The following is a 20021-nucleotide window of genomic DNA, read 5'->3' on the forward strand; positions in this document are numbered from 1 at the left end:
TGGCGTCTGCTGCCGTACGGCTCAGCCCGGGGCGCCCGGGTAAGGGCACTTCACATCGGGGTTCCACTCGTAGAACAGGCCGCTGGGGTTGTTCTTGTAGAGCCAGGCGTGCAGCGAGTAGTGGGTCGGGATGGTCGAGTTGTGGTGCGCGGTGACCGGGCCCTCGAACTTCCGGCCGAACAGCGTGGGCCGCGCGGTGTTCTTGCCCGCCTTCACGATCCACTCCACCCCGGTGAGCCTGCGGCCGCCCTTGCCGTCGTCCTCGTAGAGCAGGGCGGCGGGCCTGGCCGGGTCGAGGGAGCCGTAGTACGCGGGGTTGATGTAGTGGTACCCCATGGCGCCCATGCTGTCGTTCATGTCCATGGTGCAGGGGTTGGGCCGGTATCCGGCGGCCACGGCGAGCGGCACGGACCGGTACTTCGCGGTGGCCGACACCGTCGTCGCGAGCTGCTTCCAGGTGGCGGGATCGACCGGCCCCCGGTCGGCCCGGGCGGGGGAGGCCGTGAGGCCGAGGGCGATGGTGGAGGCGACGAGGGCGAGGACGGGTCTGGTCAGGTGAGCGGGCATCGTGCGGGGCTCCTTGCTCCTGGGGGAGGAGACGGGGTCGCACCGAGAAGGATGGTCCGGGGCGGGGTCCGGGGGCCATCGGGGGCGGCCATTCGGGTGACGGTAGTGTTACGTAAAGTGACGGTTGAGTGTCCGGGTGGCGCCCGGGGCCTGACTTGCTCGCACATTTGTTCGCCACCTGTGGATAACTCCGGGGCTGTCGGTGCGGACCCCTATCGTTGAGGCAGTGGTGGGCAGCGGGCGCACGACGGCACACGGGGGACCGACGGGGGACAGGACAATGGATGCGACGGGCGGGATCAGCGAGATGCCAGTGGTGACCGAGGGACCCGGCGCGGACGCGAGCGAGGCGCTGACCACGCTGCACCGGGTCTTCGGGTACGACGCCTTCCGGGGCGAGCAGGAAGCGATCGTCGAGCATGTGGTGGCGGGCGGCGACGCCCTGGTCCTCATGCCGACCGGCGGCGGCAAGTCGCTGTGCTACCAGATCCCGGCCCTGGTCAGACCCGGCACCGGCGTGGTGGTCTCGCCGCTGATCGCGCTCATGCAGGACCAGGTGGACGCGCTGCGCGCCCTCGGTGTGCGGGCCGGGTTCATGAACTCCACCCAGGACTTCGACGAGCGGCGCACGGTCGAGGCCGAGTTCCTGGCCGGTGAGCTGGACCTGCTCTATCTGGCGCCGGAGCGGCTGCGCCTGGACAGCACCCTGGACCTGCTCTCCCGCGGCAAGATCTCCGTCTTCGCGATCGACGAGGCGCACTGCGTGGCCCAGTGGGGCCACGACTTCCGGCCCGACTACCTCTCGCTGAGCCTGCTCGGCGAGCGCTGGCCGGACGTGCCGCGGATCGCCCTGACGGCCACCGCGACCCGGGCCACCCACCAGGAGATCACCCAGCGGCTGAACCTGCCGGCGGCCCGCCACTTCGTCGCCAGCTTCGACCGGCCCAACATCCAGTACCGGATCGTGCCCAAGGCCGATCCGCGCAAGCAGCTGCTCGCCTTCCTGCGCGAGGAGCACCCGGGCGACGCGGGCATCGTGTACTGCCTCTCGCGCAACTCGGTGGAGCGGACCGCGGAGTTCCTGAGCGCCAACGGCGTCGAGGCGGTGCCGTACCACGCGGGCCTGGACGCGGGCACCCGCGCGGCCCACCAGTCCCGGTTCCTGCGTGAGGACGGCCTGGTGGTGGTGGCGACCATCGCCTTCGGCATGGGCATCGACAAGCCCGATGTGCGCTTCGTGGCCCACCTGGACCTGCCCAAGTCCATCGAGGGCTACTACCAGGAGACCGGCCGCGCGGGCCGTGACGGACTGCCGTCCACGGCCTGGATGGCGTACGGGCTCAATGACGTGGTGCAGCAGCGCAAGCTGATCCAGTCCGGCGAGGGCGACGAGGCGTTCCGCCGCCGGGCCGCCTCCCATCTGGACGCGATGCTCGCGCTGTGCGAGACCGCCGGATGCCGCCGCGGCCGGCTGCTCGCCTACTTCGGCCAGGAGCCCGGCGCCGCGGCCTGCGGCAACTGCGACACCTGCCTGACCCCGCCGGAGACCTGGGACGGCACGGTCGCGGCCCAGAAGGTGCTGTCCACGGTGGTGCGGTTGCAGCGCGAGCGCGGCCAGAAGTTCGGCGCCCTTCAGATCGTGGACATCCTGCTCGGCAAGCGCACCGCCAAGGTGATCCAGTTCGACCATGACCAGCTGTCCGTCTTCGGCATCGGTGAGGACCTCGCCGAGGGCGAGTGGCGCGGCGCCATCCGCCAGTTGCTGGCCCAGGGGCTGCTCGCGGTCGAGGGGGAGTACGGCACGCTGGTGCTCACCGAGGAGAGCGGCACCGTGCTGCGCGGCGAGCGGGAGGTGCCGCTGCGCAAGGAGCCGAAGAAGCCGGCCGTCTCCCGCTCGGCTTCCGGCTCCGGTTCCGGCCGGGGCGGCGGCAAGGCCAAGGCCGCCGTCGCCGAGCTGCCCGAGCAGCTCCAGCCCGCCTTCGAGGCGCTGCGGGTGTGGCGCACCGGGCAGGCCAAGGAGCAGGGCGTACCGCCGTACATCATCTTCAACGACGCCACCCTGCGCGCGATCGTCTCCAGCATGCCGGGCTCCCTGCGGGACCTGGCCGGTATCAGCGGAGTCGGCGAGAAGAAGCTGGCGACGTACGGCGAGGAGGTGCTCGCCGTGCTGGCCTCCCTGACCGGATCGGCCCCGGCCGCCGCCCCCGCCGCCACCGAGCCGCCCGCGCCGGGCGAGGCCCCGGAGGACGACTGGCCGGGCCCGGAGGACGAGCCGGAGCCGGACGACTGGATATAGCCGGGCCGGAAGGGCGCCGCCCGTTCCGGGACGGGCGGCTCAGGACAGTGCCTTCAGGCCCGGTGCGAAGGTGATCAGCAGCGGGAGGAGCGGTACCAGCGCGGCGACCGTCGTGGTCAGGGCGCGCTGGCGGCGCAGCAGCCGCGGGGGCGGTTCCAGCAGGCGGTCCACCCGCTCGCCCAGCAGCCGGCGGCTGGAGGCACAGGACAGAACGCCCCGGTGCTGGTTCAGCTCGATCAGCGCGAGCGCGGTGGTCAGATGGCCGCAGCGCCGGGAGGCGGTGTCGTCGGCGGCCAGTTCCACCAGGCGGTGCGTCTGGTCGCGGAAGTGGGCGAAGAGCGGCACCCGGGGAAAGCCCGTGGCCAGCGCGGTGGACAGGTGCAGCAGCCAGTCGTGGTGGGCGCGGGCGTGGCCGCGCTCATGGGTGAGGACGGCGTCCAGCTGGTGGCCGGTCAGCCGGTGCAGCGCACCGGTGGTGACCACCAGCTGCGGGGGGTGCCCCGGCATCCACCAGGCGTCCGGGTACTCGTCCTCCAGCACCAGCATCGGGCCCCGCGCCATCGGCAGTCCGGCGGGCAGATCGGGGGCGCGTTCGCGCAGCTGGGCGCGGGCCTGGCCGCGGCTGCGGCGGGCCTCGACCAGTTCCCGGCCGAGCATCGCCGTGGTCCAGGCGGCACCACCGGCCAGCAGGACGGTGAGGACGGCGGCCCACACCGGCGCGGCGGAGAGGTCGTAGGCGGCGGTGACGGCGGGCGGCGCGGGGGCGAACACATGGTCGCGCACGGTGTGGAAGACCGCCGCGGTGCCCAGGGTCAGCGCGGCCAGGCAGCACAGCAGGACGGTGGCGACCAGGCACTGCCACACCCACAGCGCGACCACGGGTTCCCGCTCGGGCCAGTCGGCCCGGGTCAGCGCGCGCGGTGCCGGCCCGGCCGCCGTCAGGGCGACGACGGTGAGCAGGAGCAGGCAGACGGTCATGCCGGGGCTCCGGTTCCTGGTCGGAGAGGGGTTCGCGGACGGGTGGCGCGAAGGGGGCGGCGCGGGTGGCCGCCGCGGGTGGTGCGTGCTGCCGCCAGTATGACGAAGAGGGGCGCCGCGAGTCAGGTACCGGGAGCGATCCGTTCGCCCCGGCCCGCCCCGCGGCGCCCACCGGATCAGGCCGAGGGCACGACCCGGCCGGTCACCTCGCCGAGGCCCACCCGGATCCCGTCGGGTCCGGGCGCCCAGGCCGTCAGGGTCACCACGTCGCCGTCCTCCAGGAAGGCGCGCTTGCCGTCGGGGAGTTCGAGGGGGTTGCGGCCGTTCCAGGTCAGCTCCAGCAGGGAGCCGCGCTGGCGCTCCTCGGCTCCGCTGACGGTGCCGGAGCCGTACAGGTCGCCGGTGCGCAGGGAGGCGCCGTTGACGGTCATCTGGGCGAGCTGCTGGGCGGCGGTCCAGTACATGGCGGAGAAGGGCGGCTCGGAGATCACCTCGCCGTTGAGGGCCACGGAGATCCGCAGGTCGTAGCCGCCGGGCTCGATGCCGGGCGCCGCGTCGTCCAGGTAGGGCAGCAGCGGGTGGGTGCGCTCGGGCGGCGCCACCCGGGCGTGCTCCAGGGCGTCCAGCGGGGTGATCCAGGCCGACACGGAGGTCGAGAAGGACTTGCCGAGGAACGGGCCGAGGGGCACGTACTCCCAGGCCTGGATGTCGCGCGCGGACCAGTCGTTGAGCAGGAACAGCCCGAAGACGTGCTCGCGGAAGTCGCCGAGCGCGACCGGGGTCCCCAGCTCGCTCGGCACGCCCACCACGAAGCCGACCTCGGCCTCGATGTCCAGCCGGATCGAGGGGCCGAACACCGGCGCCGGGTCGGCGGGACCCTTGCGCTGCCCCGAGGGCCGTACGACATCCGTGCCCGAGACCACGACGGTGCCGGAGCGGCCGTGGTAACCGATCGGCAGATGCTTCCAGTTGGGGGTGAGGGAGTCCGCGGCGTCCGGGCGGAAGACCTTGCCGACGTTACGGGCGTGGTGCTCCGAGGCGTAGAAGTCGACGTAGTCCGCGACCTCGAAGGGCAGGTGCAGGGACACCTCGGACAGCGGGTGGAACAGGGGCGCGAGCGTCTCGCGGTACGCGGGGTCGGTGACCCAGGAGGTGACCGCGGAGCGCACCTCGGTCCAGGTGGCGCGCCCGGCCGCCAGCAGCGGGTTGAGGACGGGGCGGGCGAGCAGCGCTTGGTGCGGCGAGCCGAGGGCCGCGGCCGCGGCGCCCGCGTCGAGGACCTGGTCCCCGAGCCGGACGCCCACCCTGCGCTCCGAGCTGCCGGCGGGCGAGAACACGCCAAGGGGAAGGTTGTGCGGGCCGAAGGGGTCGCCCTCGGGGACGTCGAAGGGGGGCATCGGGGTACTGCCTCGCTCTCATCCAGGCCATGCGTGGCGATGCGTTGCACGTGATCGAGCCACACGTTACGGCCGGGACAGCGGTCTTGGGCAGTGGCTGGGGGGTTGCCCCCGTAGTGCCTCAAGAGTTCGCAATGTCCGAAAGACCCTTGTCGGAGGCGGTAGTTCCGGCTTAGCGTCCTTCGGGGGAGACGGACGGGGTGGATCCGTTCCCCTGGGGGGACACGTGGGGGGACCCGTGGCCGAAGACACCGTCGGTGCGCCCGTGCAGGTCGACCGTGAGGTGCCGGGACTGATCGTCAAGTTCGGCGCCTACCCGCTGCACCACGGCGGGGTGGGCGCGATCCGCAGCCTGGGCAGGCTCGGCGTGCCCATGTACGCGATCACCGAGGACCCGTACACACCGGCGGCCGCCTCGCGCTATCTGCGCCGGGCGTTCGTCTGGCCGACGACCGGCGCGGAGGACCCCGGGCATCTGGTCGAGGGGCTGCTGCGGATCGGGCGCCGGATCGGCCGCCCGGCCGTGCTGATCCCGACCGACGAGGAGGCGGCGGTGCTGATCGCCGAGCACCGGGAGGAGCTGGCCGGACCCTTTCTCTGCCCGCCCGTGGACCCCGGGCTGCCGCGCCGGGTGGCCAGCAAGCAGGGACTGCACGAACTGTGCGAGGAACACGGGCACGGCCTCGCGAGCCCGGCGGCGGCCTTCCCCCGGTCGTACGAGGAGGTCGTGGCGTTCGCCGACACCGCGAGCTTCCCGGTGGTGGCCAAGAACCGGGAGGCGTTCCTGCGCCGCAGCCGGCCCGCCGTGGGCGGCACCACGCGGATCGCCACCCGCTCGGGCCTGCTCGCCCTGGCCCGAGCGTGGGGGCCGGACCCCGGGGTGATCCTCCAGGAGTACCTGCCGCGCGAGCAGGCCGAGGACTGGATCGTGCACGCCTGCTTCGACCGGGACGCGAACCCGCTCGCGCTGTTCACCGGGGTGAAGGTGCGGTCCTGGCCGCCGCACGCGGGCATGACCGCGCACGCGTACGTCGTCGACAATCCCGAACTCGCGGACCTGGCGGCACGCTTCGTGAAGCGGATCGGGTTCAGCGGGGTGGCCGACCTGGATCTGCGCTTCGACCGGCGCGACGGGCGGTACAAACTGCTGGACTTCAATCCCCGGATGGGCGCGCAGTTCCGGCTGTTCGAGAGCGCGGCGGGCGTGGACGTCGTACGGGCGCTGCACCTCGATCTGACCGGGCGGCCCGTGCCCCGGGCCGAGCAGCGGGCCGGGCGGCGCTACGTCGTGGAGAACATCGACCTGCCGGCCCTGGTCGCCTACCGCCGCGGCGGCTATACGACCCCGCACGCGCCGCGCCGGGCGAGCGGGACGGAGCTGGCCTGGTTCGCGGGGGACGATCCGCTGCCGTTCCTCACCATGCTCGCCCGCTTCGCGCGGCCGGGCGCGCGGCATCTGCGCCGGCTGTGGCGGGACCGCCGCCGCGGCACATCCAAGTAGGCCACGAGGAAACGCGTCCTGGGGAGGGACTTCGTGATCCGACCGGTTGCAGTCATCGGGGCGGGGCCGTTCGGCCTGTCCACCGCCGCCCATCTGCGGGCGCGCGGCCTGCCCGTACGGGTCTTCGGCGACCCCATGGTCAGCTGGCATGCCCATATGCCCGAGGGCATGCTGCTGAAATCGACCCCCGCCGCCTCCAGCCTCGACTGCCCGCAGCCCGGCCACACCCTCGCCGACTACTGCGCCGCGGCCGGGATCCGGCGGCTGGCCCGCGACGAGGACGTCATCCCGGTGGAGACCTTCATCGGGTACGGCGAGTGGTTCCAGCGGCGGCTCGTGCCGGGGCTGGAGCGGGTGCGGGTGGTCTCCGTGGAGCCGGCCGGGCGGGACGCGGGCCGGGGCTTCGAACTCAAGCTGGACTCGGGGGAGTCGTTCGTCGCGCGGGCGGTCGTGGTGGCCACCGGGCTGTCCGGTCTCGCCCATCTCCCGGCCGAGCTGCGGCGGGCGGCGGGCGGCGAGCCCGCTCCCGGGGGTCCCGTCTCGCACAGCTCCCAGCACCACGACCTCGCGCGGTTCGCCGGCAAGGAGCTGATCGTGGTCGGCGCCGGGCAGTCCGCGCTGGAGACGGCCGTGCTCGCGGCGGAGGCGGGGGCCCGGGTGCGGGTGGTGGCGCGGGGGCGCGGCCGGGTCGCGTTCGGGGCGCCGCCCTGGGAGCAGCCGAGGCTGCGTCCCGAGTCGCCGTTCGGGCGGGCCTGGTCGCTGTGGGCGTTCAGCTACTGCCCGCACCCCTACCGCTTCCTGCCCGAGCCCGCCCGGCACTTCCTGGTGCGCCGGGTGCTCGGCCCGCTCGGCGCCTGGTGGCTGCGGGAGCGGTTCGAGGGCGCCGTACAGGTGACGGAGGTCGAGCGGGTGCTGGGCGCGGCGGCGGCGGACGGCGGCCCGGAGCTGACCGTGCGCACGCACGGCGGCCGCGTCGAGCGGCTCACCGCCGACCATGTCGTCGCCGCGACCGGCTACCGCGTGGACATCGCCGCGATGGACTTCCTCGGGCCCACCCTGCGCACCCACCTCGCCACCAGCCGCGGCACCCCGCGCCTCGGCGCCGGCTACGTCTCCTCCGTCCCCGGCCTCTACTTCACCGGCCTGCCGGCCGCCTCCTCCTACGGCCCGGTGATGCGCTTCGTGTGCGGCACGGAATTCGCCTCCCCGAGACTGGCGGGACATCTGGCGGCGGCGCACGGCTGAACACCGCGCCCGCGGGTCCGGCAGCGGCCTTTGCCGCCCCATCACCGCTTGCCCCAAGCCCACTTGGCGGCACGTTCCGCACAAGTCCGAGGAAGGACACGGGAGTCGGGGCGGCACGCGGCGGCTGGTGGAGGGGGCGGGTCCGTATTCTCGGATCATGGTTGCCTCCCCCGCGTACGCACTGATCGCCACCGACCTGGACGGGACGCTGCTGCGCGGCGACGACACCGTCTCCGAGCGCTCGCTGGCCGCGCTCGCGCGGGCGGGGCGGGCGGGGGCCCGGCATCTGGTGGTCACCGGCCGCCCGGCCCCCAGAGTCCGCCCCCTGCTGACCGCCCTCGGCAGCACGGGCCTCGCGGTGTGCGGGCAGGGGGCGCAGGTCTACGACGCCGGGTCCGGCCGCATGCTGTGGTCGGTCCGGCTGGACCGGGAGCTGGCCGAGACCGCGCTCGGCAAGATCGAGGCCGAGGTGGGCCCGGTGTTCGCGGCCGTCGACCAGGACGGCACGGACGGGCTCACCCTGATCGAACCCGGATACCGGATGCCCCACCCGACGCTGCCCGCGGTCAAGGTGGCCCGGCGCGACGATCTGTGGGGCGCGCCGATCAGCAAGGTGCTGCTGCGCCACGCCACCCTGTCCGACGACGAGTTGGCGGCGGTGGCCCGCTCGGTGGTGGGCTCGCTGGCCACGGTCACCATGTCGGGGCCCGGGACCGTGGAGCTCCAGCCGTGCGGGGTGACCAAGGCGACCGGGCTCGCGCTGGCCGCCGAACGGCTCGGGGTCCCCGCGAAGGACGCCCTCGCCTTCGGCGACATGCCCAACGACATCCCGATGTTCCGCTGGGCGGCGCACGGCGTCGCGATGGCGAACGCCCACCCCGAGCTGAAGGCGGTCGCCGACGAGGTCACGACGTCGAACGAGGACGACGGCATCGCCGTCGTCCTCGAAAGGCTGTTCCCGGCCGGATGACCGGGAACAGCGGTGGTGCCGGGGGCCGCTACGGCCCGGCGTCGATCAGTAGGCGCCGTTGACGTTGTCGATCGAGCCGTACCGCGCCGCCGCGTAGTTGCAGGCGGCGGTGATGTTCGCGACCGGGTCGTAGATGTTGAACGACGTTCCGGCCACGTGGTACGCGTTGAAGGTCGGGTCGATCACCTGGAGCAGACCCTTGGACGGTATGCCCTTGGCCGCGTTGGAGTCCCACAGGTTGATGGCGTTCGGGTTGCCCGAGGACTCGCGGATGATGTTGCGGTGGATGCCGTTGTAGGAGCCCGGGATGTTCTTCTGGGCCATGATCGCGAGGGACTCGCGGATCCAGCCGTCGAGGTTGTTCGGGTACCCGGCGGGCGTGGTGGCGGCCGAGGTCGTACCGGTGGTGGCGGACGCGGTCGCCGCGCCCACGAGCGGCATGGCGAGCACGGCCGCGCCGGTGCCGGCGACGGCGATCAGGCGGACGAGACGGTTGGCGCGGGTGCGGCGCGGCTGAACGGCAGCAGACATGGGGACGTTCCTCTCCTACGCCTGCGAGGTGAGCTGTCGGGTTCGGGCGGGGAGGTGCCCGGTCGCGCCCCGTGAGAGGCGTGGCTTTACCCCAAGCCGTCCGGTGCGAACACGCGGTGCGGCGCGCTGTGTCACGCGCTGCGCCATGTGAGTCGTCCGGTTCGGCGACTTACCTGGGTCCCCCGCTCCTGCCGTACGAATGAGTTCGTCGATGGGTGTACGGGCGGCGGCAGGATTAGGCGTCCGCCCGATGGCTCGGGAACGTATGCGAGAGCACATGCCGGGAACAAGCGCTGAATTGTTATATCGAGGCATTTGGCCTTGATCATCAGCCTATGGGGTACTTGATCCTTTGCGAATGCCAACACTCAACTCGCTTACGGGGTGCGGCGGGAAGAGGTGTCGGCGGGTCACCGGCGGGAAGGCGGCCGGGTGACCCAATTCACGAAATGGCAAACTATGGAAAATCGGGCATGGGGGATTCGTCCCTCGGTGGGGCGGGGTCGATACTCCGCCCGTCCCGGGGTCGCGCCGAAGTTCCCGATTACCGGTTAAGGCAATAATTGTCCGTTGTCATCATCTGAGCAGGGGTATGCCGTTCATGACCCGATACCGCCCGAGCTGGACGGGTGGGCGCAGGGTGGGCGCTATCGGTGATCGAAACCGGACCGGATACGCTGACTTGAGTGAGGGCAGCGACCTATCGACAAACCGCGTAATCGCCAGCAGACACCAGCAGACAGGAGACCCCTCGTGACCGTCGTCGGGCCGTTCGAGCTGAGCGTGCGGGACCAGGCTCTCGAAGCCGATGTCCAGGCCGGATTGGCGGCTGTCGAGGAGGGCCTGCTAGAGGCCACGAAGAGCGAGGTCCCGTTCATCACGGGGGCCGCGCAGCACCTCCTGCGGGCCGGCGGGAAGCGCTTCAGGCCGCTGCTCGTGATGCTCGCGGCGCAGTTCGGCGACCCCTACGCGCCCGGAGTGGTGCCGTCCGCCGTGGTCGTGGAGCTGACCCATCTGGCCACGCTCTACCACGACGACGTCATGGACGAGGCCGCCGTACGCCGGGGCGTGGACAGCGCCAACACCCGCTGGGGCAACTCCGTCGCGGTCCTCACCGGCGACTTCCTCTTCGCCCGCGCCTCCCAGATCCTCGCCGATCTCGGCCCCGAGGCGGTCCGGGTCCAGGCCCTCGCGTTCGAACGCCTGGTCACCGGCCAGATCCTGGAGACCGCGGGACCCACCGACGGCCGCGACCCGGTCGAGCACTACCTCGACGTCCTCAGCGGCAAGACCGGCTCGCTGGTCGCGGTGTCCTGCCGGTTCGGCGCGATGATGTCCGGCGCCGACGAGACGGTCGTGGACGTGCTCACCCAGTACGGCGAGCGGCTCGGCGTGGCTTTCCAGCTCGCCGACGACTACCTGGACATCGCCTCCGACTCCCAGGAGTCCGGCAAGACCCCCGGCACCGATCTGCGCGAGGGCGTCCCGACCCTGCCCGTGCTGCGGCTGCGCGAGCGGGCCGCCCGGCTCGGTCTGCCCGAGGACCTCGCCCTGTGCGAGCTGCTGGACTCCGACCTCGGCGACGACGCCCGGCTCGCCGAGGCACTGGCCGCGCTGCGCGCCCACCCGGCCCTGGAGCAGGCCCGCCGGGACAGCGTGCGGTACGCGGAGGAGGCGCGCGCCGCGCTCGCCCCGCTGCGGGAGTGCGATGCCAAGGTGGCGCTGACCGGGCTGTGCGACGCGGTGGTGCACCGGGCCGGGTGACCGCCCGTGTCCGTGCCCCGGACAACCACCCGTTCGGCGTCCACCAGGTGGCCGTACCCCGGGTTCTCGTCGCATCCTGCCCTGAGGGACGCGTCCGAGCCCCTAGGGGTGCGCCCTACGTGTCATACCGCAGTCGTACGCCGAGTTGGCTCCGAGGGCTGACGCTTCCTCACCGCGGATTTGGTCGTATGGACACCACGGACATCACCACTCCTCACCGATTCGGGTGAGAATGGCGGCTCGGGTGGACCAGCGTGAGGGCAGCCGCCGCCGACGACGGAGGTAAGGCACACATGGCACCGTACGAATCCGACGACGCAGTGGGCGCCGCGCGGGACGAGGAGAGGCACTCGGGCCGCCGCAAGGCCGCTCGGTACGCCGTCCCGGTCGCGGTGGTCGGGGTGGCCGCGGCCACCATCGGGCTGGTCCCGGCGCTCGCCGACTCCGGCGACCCGGACCTGCCCAAGGTCACCGCCCAGCAGCTCATCAACAAGATCGCCAAGTCGGATGTGCAGCAACTGTCCGGCACCGTGAAGATCAGCACCGATCTGGGCCTGCCGGACCTCGGCGGCCTGGAGAGCGGCCTCGCCTCCGGCATGGCCCAGGGCTCCGGCGCGGGTTCCGGCTCCGCCGCCGACCCGAGCTCCCGGCTGACCGAACTGCTCTCCGGCACCCACACCCTGCGCGTCGCGGCCGACGGCCCGGACCGGCAGAAGCTCTCGCTCCTGGAGCAGGGCGCCGAGTACAGCGTCATCCACGACGGCAAGGACGTCTGGGGCTACGACAGCAAGAGCGACCAGGTCTCCCACGGCACCGCGCCCGCCGCGGGCAAGGACCGCACCGAACCCCCGGCCACGCCCAAGGACTTCGCCGAGCAGGCGCTGAAGGCGGTGGACGACACCACCTTGGTGACCGTCGACGGCACCGCCCAGGTCGCCGGGCGCGACGCCTACAAGCTGCAGATCAAGCCCCGCCAGTCCGGCACCACGGTCGGCGCGATCAACATCGCCGTGGACGCGAGGACCGGCATGCCGCTGAAGTTCACCCTGACCCCGAAGAGCGGCGGCGCCGCCGTGCTCGACGCGGGCTTCACCCAGGTCTCCTTCGCCCGGCCCGCCGCCTCCACGTTCGCCTTCACCCCGCCGAAGGGCGCGAAGGTCACCGAGCAGCAGGACGGCGCGCTGAAGGACGGCGCGGGCAAGGGCGCGGAGCGGCCCGGCCTCGGCAAGGGCCTGGAGGGCGGGGACGGCGCCAAGGGCCTCGAAGGCAAGGGCGCCCCCAAGGTGATCGGCAAGGGCTGGACCTCCATCGCCACCTTCGACTCCGGCGCCAAGGGCGGCCTGCCCACCGGCGACAAGGGCGGCGACCTCGGCGGCTTCCTCGGCTCGCTGGGCGACAAGGTCTCCGGAAAGTTCGGCAAGGGCACGGTCTTCTCCACCCGTCTGGTCAACGTCCTGATGACCGACGACGGCAAGGTCTACGCCGGTGCGGTCACCAAGGACGCGCTGGTGAAGGCGGCGGACGCGGGCAAGTAGGCCGCACCCGTCGAGGGGAGCCGACGGGAGTCGTCGGGAACCGGCGGAAGTCGTCGGAGACCGGCGGAAGTCGTCTGAGACCGGCGGGATTCGAGGGGGGAAGCCGATGGACCCGGTACGGCCCGGGGCGGCGGACGGCGTGATCGCCACCCGCGGCCTCACCAAGCGCTACCGGGGCGGGCAACTCGCCGTGGACGGTCTCGATCTGACCGTCCCGGCGGGCAGCGTCTTCGGCTTCCTCGGCCCGAACGGCTCCGGCAAGACCACCACCATCCGCATGCTGATGGGCCTGATCGAGCCGACCTCCGGCACGGCCCGCGTCCTGGGCCTGCCCATGCCGCGGGCCGCCCGGACGGTCCTGCCGCAGGTCGGCGCGCTCATCGAGGGCCCCGCCCTGTACGGCCATCTCTCCGGCCGGGACAATCTGCTGCGCCTGGACGCGGCCGACCCGACCGCCGACCCGCGCACCCGCGCCGCCCGGGTCGCCGCCGCCCTGGAGCGGGTGGGGCTCGCGGCGGCCGCGGGCAAGCGGGCGAAGGCGTACTCGCTCGGCATGAAGCAGCGCCTGGGCCTGGCCGCCGCGCTGCTGCGACCGCGCCGGCTGCTGGTCCTGGACGAGCCGACCAACGGCCTGGACCCGCAGGGCATGCGTGAGATCCGCACCCTGATCAGGGAACTCGCCGCCGACGGCACCACCGTCTTCCTCTCCTCGCACCTCCTCGACGAGATCGAGCAGGTGTGCACCCATGCGGCCGTGATGGCCCGCGGCCGGCTGCTCGCCCAGGGCGCCACGGCCGACCTCGCGGCGGGGGCGCGCGACCGTCTGGTGGTGACCACCCCGGACCCGGTGGAGGCGGCCCGGGTGCTCACGGAGCAGGGCGCCGCCGATGTCACCGCCGACGGCGACCGGGTCACCGGCGAGCCGCCCGACCGCGACCTCGCCGAGGTGAACGCGGCCCTGGTCGCGGCGGGCGTACGGGTACGGGGGTTCACCCTCAGCCGGGCCTCCCTCGAGGACGCGTTCGTGGCACTGACCGGAGAGGGTTTCGATGTCGCGCGCTGACACAGCGACCACGGGCGCCGCCGAGCGCGGGCCCCACCCGCTGTGGACGCTGGGCCTGCTGCGCAGCGAACTGCTCACCACGCTCCGCCGCTGGCGGGCGCTCGTGCTGCTCGGGGTGCTGGCGGCGGTGCCGGTGCTGATCGGGGTCGTGGTGAAGGTCCGGGCGGGCGGTGGCTCGTCCGGCGCGGCCGGGCCCGCCTTCCTCGGCCAGGTCACCGACAACGGCCTCTTCCTGGTGTGCACGGCGCTGGCCGCGACCCTCCCGTTCTTCCTGCCGATGGCGGTCGGCGTCGTCGCGGGCGACGCGATCGCGGGCGAGGCCGACGCGGGCACCCTGCGCTACCTCCTGGTAGCCCCGGCCGGACGCACCCGTCTGCTGCTCGTCAAGTACGCGACGGTGGTGGCGTTCTGTCTGCTGGCCACGCTGGTGGTCGCCGCCTCCGCACTGCTGACCGGGGTGCTGCTCTTCCCGGTCGGCGACCTGATGACCATCTCCGGTACGACCATCAGCTTCACCGACGGCCTGCTGCGGGCCCTGCTGATCGCCCTGGTGGTGGCCGCGTCCCTGATCGGCGTGGCGGCTCTCGGCCTGTTCGTCTCCACCCTGACCAGCAGCGGCATCGCGGCGATGGCGGCCACCGTCGGCCTGGTCGTCACCGCCCAGATCCTCGACCAGTTCCCCCAGTTGCACGCCGTGCGGCCGTACCTCTTCTCCCATTACTGGCTGTCCTTCGCCGACCTGATGCGCGACCCCGTCTACTGGCACGACCTCGTCCGCGGTCTCGGTCTCCAGGCCCTGTACGCGGCGGTGTTCGGCTCGGCGGCGTGGGCGCGGTTCACCACCAAGGACATCACCACCTAGCCGAACCGGCCACCGCCAGCAGCAGCTCCTCCCGCCCGGGCGCCGCCACGAGCTGGAGCCCCACCGGGCAGCCGTCCCGGCCGAGCCCCGCGGGCAGGCTGAGCGCCGGGTGCCCGCTGAGGTTGAACGCCCAGGTGAGAGCGGTGGAATAGCGATCCCCCGGGCCGTCGTGGCCATGCGCGGCGCAGGGGGTGGTGGGGGTCAGCAGGAGGTCGGCGCGGCGGAAGAGGGCGGCGAGCCGGCGGTCGTTGACGGCGCGGACGCGGGCGGCCGCACCGAGGTCGCCGCCGTCGCGCAGGGCGAGCCAGGCGGGGCCCGGGTCGTCGAGGCGGAGCGGCTCCCCGGGTGGCGGAAGGCGTAGGGCTCCGGCGTCCGCGAGCCGGTGGGCGGCGGCGTGGGCGAGCGCGACCGGCTCGGGGTCGGAGTCGGCGAAGCCGAGGTCGGGCGACCAGAGGGCGATGGGCGTACGACGCTCACGGCCACCGGGTGTCTCGGGCGCGCCGCTCATCACCCGCCAGTACGCCTGCGCGTCCGCGGCGCACCGGGTCAGCACGCCGGGCGCCGCGAGCCCCGTGCGGTCGGCGGAGGGGAGCCGCCCGTTGGTCGCCTTCAGCCCGACCACCCCGCACCACGCGGCCGGGATCCGCACCGACCCCGCCCCGTCGGTGCCGGTGGCCAACGGCACCAGCCCGGCGGCCACGGCGGCGGCGGAACCCGCCGAGGAACCGCCGGGCGTACGGTCGTACCGCCAGGGGTTGACCGTACGGCCGTGCCGCCCAAGCCCCCATGTCTGCCAGGCCGTTCCCGGCCCCGGCACAGCGGTGGCCCCCACCGGGACGCACCCGGCGGCGATCAGCGGCCCCGCCCCGCGCAGACCATGCCGCCCCTTCACCCCGATCGGCACCCCGGCCAGCGGCGGCCGTTCCCCCGCCGCGATCCGCTCGTCCACCGCCCGCGCGCCCCGCAGCGCCGCCTCCTCCCACACCTCGGCGAAGGCGCACAGCACCGGGTCGACGCGCTCGATCCGCGCCAGCGCGGCGGTGACCGCCTCGACGGCCGTGAACGCGCCGGAGCAGGCGCCCGCGGCGATCTCCCGAGCGCTGGTCATGATGCCGTCCCTCCCTCACCGTCTCCCGCTCCGCGGGGCGTCGTTGAACAGCACATCCGCGACCGTCGTCCCGGTTCCCGGCCGGGCCCGGCGGGCCGTTGGGACGAGGCTGTGACGTCGGCGTGACGCGGAGGCGGGCATGGAACGGACACACTGGTTCGCAGGACGCGTGCGGCCGGTGCGCGGCGCGGGGGAGTGAGGGAAGGACCGATGGCTCGACTGAGCTTCGAGAAGAAGCGGGTGCCGGGACCCGTGGCGCACCCGGCGGCGGTGCCCGTCCGGGTGTACGGCGCGGGCGGCGCGTCCGTGGGCGGAGCGGCGATCGTGGCGGCACCGGGCGAGGAGATCCAGCAGGCCGTCCTGAACCACCTCCAGCGCCTCGCCATCAGCCTCGGCACCCCCGTACGGGCCAGCATCCAGGACGACCGCGCCGGCTGCGTCGTCCCGCTGGAGGTGTCGGCGGACGGCTCCAGCCGGGTCACCGGCAAGGCCGTCCGGGTCGCTCGGCCCGAGGCACCGGAATTCCTCCGGACCCCGCGGGGCGAGTTCGGCCCGGCGCCGGTCATGGGGGCGGCGGTGCCGGGGTCCGCCGTAGCTTCCGCCGCGCCCGTCATGGACGTACCGGAGCCCGTGGTAGACCTCCCCGCGCCCCTCGTAGACGTCCCCGCGCCCCTCGTGGTCGCTCCCGCGCCCGTCGTGGGCGCCCCCCGGCCGCTCACCGCCGCACCCGCACCAGCGTCCGCGTCCGCGCCGAGGGTCCCCGAGACCACCGGCTGGCCCACCGAGTCCGTCCCCGCGACCACCGCCACCCCCACCCCGCCCCGCGGCTTCGACGCCGTGGCCGAGGAGGTGCTCGGGGACGGTCCGGTCACCGAGACCGTGGAGGGGGCCGAACTGCTCACCGAGCCGATGACGCGGATCAACGAGGCCGTGCGCGCGGGCCGGATCGAGGACGCCGCGGAACTCGTCGAGCGCACGGTCGAGGAAGCCGTCGCCGTCCTCGGCGCCGGCCACGCCGAGGTGCTGCACCTGCGTGAACTGGCCGCCTACATCGCCTACCTGGCGGGCGAACCGGTGCGCGCCTGCCGGCTCTCCCTGGACCTCGCCCGGCTGCGCCGCACCGCGCGGGACGCGGACGCGGCCTACGGCAATGTGCAGAGCGCCTCGACCGCCTGGCGTGCCGTACGGGACCCGGAGGAGGGGCTGCGGCTGGGCCGCGACCTGATAGACCTCTGGGCCGACCTCGCCGCCGAACCGGGCCCCGCCGCCGACGACCCCCGCCCCCTGGAATCCGCCCGCGCCCGCATGCTCCGCCTCACCGACCGGGCCGGGCGGACGGCCGAGCACGGAGCGGCGTGACCGCTCCGCGCACCGCTGCGGAAACGATCAGGCGTCGACCGCGGCTCCGCCCGGAGCCTCCGTACGGGGGATACCGGCCCGAGCCTCCGCGACCCTCGCCTCCAAGGTCTCCACGGCCCTCCTCGACCGGCGCGCCGAGTGCAGGGCACTGCCCGTGAGCAGCAGCAGGGCCACCCATACCAGGGCGAACCCGGCCCAGCGCTCGGGCGGCATGGCCTCGTGGAAGTAGAGGATGCCCAGCAGGAACTGGAAGACGGGGGCCAGGTACTGGAGCAGGCCCAGGGTGGACAGCGGCACGCGGATCGCCGCCGCGCCGAAGCAGACCAGCGGCAGGGCGGTGACGACACCGGTGGAGGCGAGCAGCGCCGCGTGCCCCGCGCCCTGGGTCGTGAAGGTCGAATGCCCCCGCGCCCCGAGCCAGAGCAGATAGCCGAGCGCGGGCAGGAACTGGACCGCGGTCTCCGCGGCCAGTGACTCGACGCCGCCGAGCCCCACCTTCTTCTTCACCAGCCCGTAGGTCGCGAAGCTGAACGCGAGGCAGAGCGAGATCCACGGCGGGCGGCCGTAGCCGACGGTCAGGACGACGACCGCGGCGAACCCGGTCGCCACCGCCACCCACTGCAGGGGCCGCAGCCGCTCCTTCAGCAGCAGCACGCCCAGGGCGATGGTGACCAGCGGATTGATGAAGTACCCGAGGGACGCCTCCACCACATGGCCGGTGTTCACGGCCCAGATGTACATGCCCCAGTTGACGGTGATCACCGCGGCGGCCACGACCACCAGCGCCAACCGGCGCGGCCGGCGCAGCAGTTCCCCGGCCCAGGCCCAGCGCCGTACGCACAGCAGCGCCGCGGCGACGAAGAACAGCGACCACGCCATCCGGTGGGCGAGGATCTCCATCGCCCCGGCGGGCTTCATCAGCGGCCAGAACAGGGGGACCAGGCCCCACATGCTCTGGGCGGCGAAGCCGTTCAGCAGACCTATGCGGTGCTCACCCTTGGACGTCCGGGGCACGGGCCCTCCTTCTGCTCCTCATGCGCCGACGTGCGCGCGGGCACGAAGGTAGCGCCGCGCGCCCCTGACTGTCATGCCCGTATCGCCATACGGTCATGACAGCCGGGGCGCGCGGCGGGAGGCGCGGGCCGGGCGCCGGTCAGTCCTTGAACGCGGCCTCGACGGCCTGGGTCAGCGGGGTCGTCGGGCGACCGATCAGCCGGGAGAGGTCGCCGGAGTCGACTACCAGCTCGCCCCGGGAGATCGAGGGGTCCACCCCGGCGAGGATGGCGGCCAGCGGCTCGGGCAGCCCGGCGCCGACGAGGATGCCCGCCATCACCTCTTCGGTGACCGCGTTGTAGACGATCTCCCGGCCCGCCGCGCGGCTCAGCTCGGCCGCGTACTCGGCGAAGCTCCACGCCTCGTCGCCGCCCAGCTCGTACGTCCGGTTCTCATGGCCCTCGCCGGTCAGCACCGCGACCGCGGCGGCCGCGTAGTCGGCGCGGGCGGCCGAGGAGACCCGGCCCTCTCCGGCCGCGGCCACGACGGCGCCGTGCTCCAGCACCGGGGCGAGCTGCTCGGTGTAGTTCTCGTGGTACCAGCCGTTGCGCAGCAGCGTGTACGGCAGGCCGGAGGCGAGCAGCACCTTCTCGGTGGCCCGGTGGTCGTCGGCCAGCGTGGCCTTCAGGGTGCCGGGGGCGCTGGTGTACGCGAGCAGCGCGACGCCCGCCGCCTTCGCCGCCTCGATCACCACGGTGTGCTGCCGCACCCGGTCGTTGGCGAACTCGTTGCCCGAGATCAGCAGGACCTTGTCGCCTGCGGCGAACAGGGTGTCGAAGGTCTCGGGCGCGTTGTAGTCGGCGACGGCCAGCCGGACGCCGCGCGCCGCGAGGTCCGCAGCCTTCTTCTCATCGCGTACGACGGCGGTGATCTGCTCCGCCGGAACCTTCTCCAGCAGCTGCTCCACGACGTGCCGGCCGAGGTGTCCGGTGGCTCCGGTGACGACGATGCTCATGGTCTCTGACTCCTTGCGAGGGGGTTAGGGCACTAACCATACGGCTAGCGCTAACTAAAAGAAAGTGCACCCTCGCGCGGACATGGTCCGGACATCGTTCGGGCATCGTCCGGGCATGCGAAGAGGCCCGGGAACGGTCGTCCCGGGCCTCGTGGAGCGGTGTGCCGGTATCGGCGGTATCGGCGGGTGGTATCAGCCGACGACGGTCCAGGTGTCGTTGCCCGCGAGCAGCGCGCCCAGGTCGCCCTTGCCCTTCTGCTCGATCGCGGTGTCGAGTTGTTCGGTCATCTGCTCGTCGTAGACGGGGCGTTCGACGGAGCGGAAGACGCCGATGGGGGTGTGGTGGAGGGTGTCGGCGCCCAGGTCGCCCTTGCCCTTCTGCTCGATCGCGGTGTCGAGTTGTTCGGTCATCTGCTCGTCGTAGACGGGGCGTTCGACGGAGCGGAAGACGCCGATGGGGGTGTGGTGGAGGGTGTCGGGGTCGGCGAGTCGGGAGAGGGCGAAGGCGGTGGTCGGGGAGGGGGTGTGGGCGTCGTGGACCAGTAGCTCCGCCTGGTTCTGCGGGGTCACGGTGACCACCTCCAGGTCGCCGGTCCGCCGGTCGCGCACGACCCCTCGCGCCCCCTCGGCCCCGAACCGGATGGGCTGCCCGTGTTCGAGGCGGATCAGTGCTTCTTCGGCCTGCTGGCGGTCTTTGAGGGCGTCGAAGGCGCCGTCGTTGAAGATGTTGCAGTTCTGGTAGATCTCCACGAGGGCGGTGCCCGGGTGCTCGGCGGCGGCGCGCAGGACCTGGGTGAGGTGTTTGCGGTCGGAGTCGATGGTGCGGGCCACGAACGA

Annotated in this window: 16 protein-coding genes, 1 pseudogene and 1 riboswitch; of the genes and pseudogenes, 9 read left to right on the forward strand and 8 right to left on the reverse strand. The window is 73.1% G+C overall.

Annotated elements, in window-relative coordinates; translation table 11 throughout:
• Nucleotides 1-21 precede the first annotated feature (21 nt).
• Nucleotides 22-567 (reverse strand): hypothetical protein, encoded by a 546-nt coding sequence (locus ACLF5H_RS13570; RefSeq protein WP_421676314.1) that lies wholly within the window; start codon nucleotides 565-567, stop codon nucleotides 22-24.
• 280 nt (nucleotides 568-847) lie between these two features.
• Between ACLF5H_RS13570 and recQ the strand changes: the two genes are divergently transcribed.
• Complete coding sequence (gene recQ, locus ACLF5H_RS13575; protein ID WP_421676315.1) at nucleotides 848-2863, forward strand: DNA helicase RecQ; 2016 nt, start codon at nucleotides 848-850, stop codon at nucleotides 2861-2863.
• Nucleotides 2864-2902: 39 nt separating this feature from the next.
• Here recQ and ACLF5H_RS13580 read toward each other — a convergent pair whose 3' ends face one another.
• Both ACLF5H_RS13580 and fahA read right to left on the reverse strand, forming a co-directional pair.
• A complete protein-coding gene (locus ACLF5H_RS13580) occupies nucleotides 2903-3841 on the reverse strand; it encodes a M56 family metallopeptidase (RefSeq protein WP_421676316.1) in 939 nt (312 codons plus the stop codon).
• Nucleotides 3842-4017: 176 nt separating this feature from the next.
• Entirely contained in the window at nucleotides 4018-5238 is a 1221-nt protein-coding gene (gene fahA / locus ACLF5H_RS13585) for a fumarylacetoacetase (RefSeq protein WP_421676317.1), read from the reverse strand.
• Nucleotides 5239-5476: 238 nt separating this feature from the next.
• On the opposite strand from fahA, the gene ACLF5H_RS13590 reads away from it, so the two are divergent.
• The 3 genes from ACLF5H_RS13590 (at nucleotide 5477) to ACLF5H_RS13600 (ending at nucleotide 8954) form a co-directional block, all read left to right on the forward strand.
• On the forward strand, nucleotides 5477-6739 hold the full coding sequence (locus ACLF5H_RS13590; RefSeq protein ID WP_421676318.1) for an ATP-grasp domain-containing protein: 1263 nt from the start codon (nucleotides 5477-5479) through the stop codon (nucleotides 6737-6739).
• A 33-nt stretch (nucleotides 6740-6772) separates the two neighbouring features.
• A complete protein-coding gene (locus tag ACLF5H_RS13595; protein WP_421676319.1) occupies nucleotides 6773-7984 on the forward strand; it encodes an NAD(P)-binding domain-containing protein in 1212 nt (403 codons plus the stop codon).
• 157 nt (nucleotides 7985-8141) lie between these two features.
• The gene (locus tag ACLF5H_RS13600; RefSeq protein WP_421676320.1) at nucleotides 8142-8954 is read left to right on the forward strand and encodes an HAD family hydrolase; all 813 of its coding nucleotides are present in this window, start codon (nucleotides 8142-8144) and stop codon (nucleotides 8952-8954) included.
• 45 nt (nucleotides 8955-8999) lie between these two features.
• Here the strand turns inward: ACLF5H_RS13600 and ACLF5H_RS13605 are convergent, their stop codons facing one another.
• The gene (locus ACLF5H_RS13605; RefSeq protein WP_421676321.1) at nucleotides 9000-9485 is read right to left on the reverse strand and encodes a transglycosylase SLT domain-containing protein; all 486 of its coding nucleotides are present in this window, start codon (nucleotides 9483-9485) and stop codon (nucleotides 9000-9002) included.
• A gap of 3 nt (nucleotides 9486-9488) precedes the next feature.
• A riboswitch (cyclic di-AMP (ydaO/yuaA leader) is annotated at nucleotides 9489-9706 on the reverse strand.
• Between the two features lie 532 nt (nucleotides 9707-10238).
• Between ACLF5H_RS13605 and ACLF5H_RS13610 the strand changes: the two genes are divergently transcribed.
• The 4 genes from ACLF5H_RS13610 (at nucleotide 10239) to ACLF5H_RS13625 (ending at nucleotide 14709) form a co-directional block, all read left to right on the forward strand.
• A complete protein-coding gene (locus tag ACLF5H_RS13610) occupies nucleotides 10239-11249 on the forward strand; it encodes a polyprenyl synthetase family protein (RefSeq protein WP_421676322.1) in 1011 nt (336 codons plus the stop codon).
• A gap of 293 nt (nucleotides 11250-11542) precedes the next feature.
• The gene (locus ACLF5H_RS13615; protein WP_421676323.1) at nucleotides 11543-12784 is read left to right on the forward strand and encodes a LolA family protein; all 1242 of its coding nucleotides are present in this window, start codon (nucleotides 11543-11545) and stop codon (nucleotides 12782-12784) included.
• Nucleotides 12785-12890: 106 nt separating this feature from the next.
• Nucleotides 12891-13847 (forward strand): ABC transporter ATP-binding protein, encoded by a 957-nt coding sequence (locus ACLF5H_RS13620; RefSeq protein ID WP_421676324.1) that lies wholly within the window; start codon nucleotides 12891-12893, stop codon nucleotides 13845-13847.
• Nucleotides 13834-14709, forward strand: coding sequence for an ABC transporter permease (locus ACLF5H_RS13625; RefSeq protein WP_421676325.1), 876 nt, complete (start codon nucleotides 13834-13836; stop codon nucleotides 14707-14709). Before ACLF5H_RS13620 ends, ACLF5H_RS13625 begins: the two co-directional genes overlap by 14 nt.
• Here ACLF5H_RS13625 and ACLF5H_RS13630 read toward each other — a convergent pair.
• Nucleotides 14699-15817, reverse strand: coding sequence for an amidase (locus tag ACLF5H_RS13630; protein WP_421676326.1), 1119 nt, complete (start codon nucleotides 15815-15817; stop codon nucleotides 14699-14701). The two genes, ACLF5H_RS13625 and ACLF5H_RS13630, sit on opposite strands and share 11 nt — an antisense overlap.
• A 210-nt stretch (nucleotides 15818-16027) precedes the next feature.
• On the opposite strand from ACLF5H_RS13630, the gene ACLF5H_RS13635 reads away from it, so the two are divergent.
• The gene (locus ACLF5H_RS13635) at nucleotides 16028-17176 is read left to right on the forward strand and encodes a hypothetical protein (RefSeq protein ID WP_421676327.1); all 1149 of its coding nucleotides are present in this window, start codon (nucleotides 16028-16030) and stop codon (nucleotides 17174-17176) included.
• A gap of 27 nt (nucleotides 17177-17203) precedes the next feature.
• Here ACLF5H_RS13635 and rarD read toward each other — a convergent pair whose 3' ends face one another.
• The 3 genes and pseudogenes from rarD to ACLF5H_RS13650 form a co-directional block, all read right to left on the reverse strand.
• A complete protein-coding gene (gene rarD, locus ACLF5H_RS13640; RefSeq protein WP_421676328.1) occupies nucleotides 17204-18190 on the reverse strand; it encodes an EamA family transporter RarD in 987 nt (328 codons plus the stop codon).
• Nucleotides 18191-18329: 139 nt separating this feature from the next.
• A complete protein-coding gene (locus ACLF5H_RS13645) occupies nucleotides 18330-19184 on the reverse strand; it encodes an SDR family oxidoreductase (protein ID WP_421676329.1) in 855 nt (284 codons plus the stop codon).
• A 192-nt stretch (nucleotides 19185-19376) separates the two neighbouring features.
• Nucleotides 19377-20021 (reverse strand): annotated as a pseudogene (locus tag ACLF5H_RS13650) (hypothetical protein); the annotation flags it as partial.

The organism is Streptomyces sp. LaBMicrA B280 (assembly GCF_049222185.1).
Taxonomy (GTDB): domain Bacteria; phylum Actinomycetota; class Actinomycetes; order Streptomycetales; family Streptomycetaceae; genus Streptomyces; species Streptomyces murinus.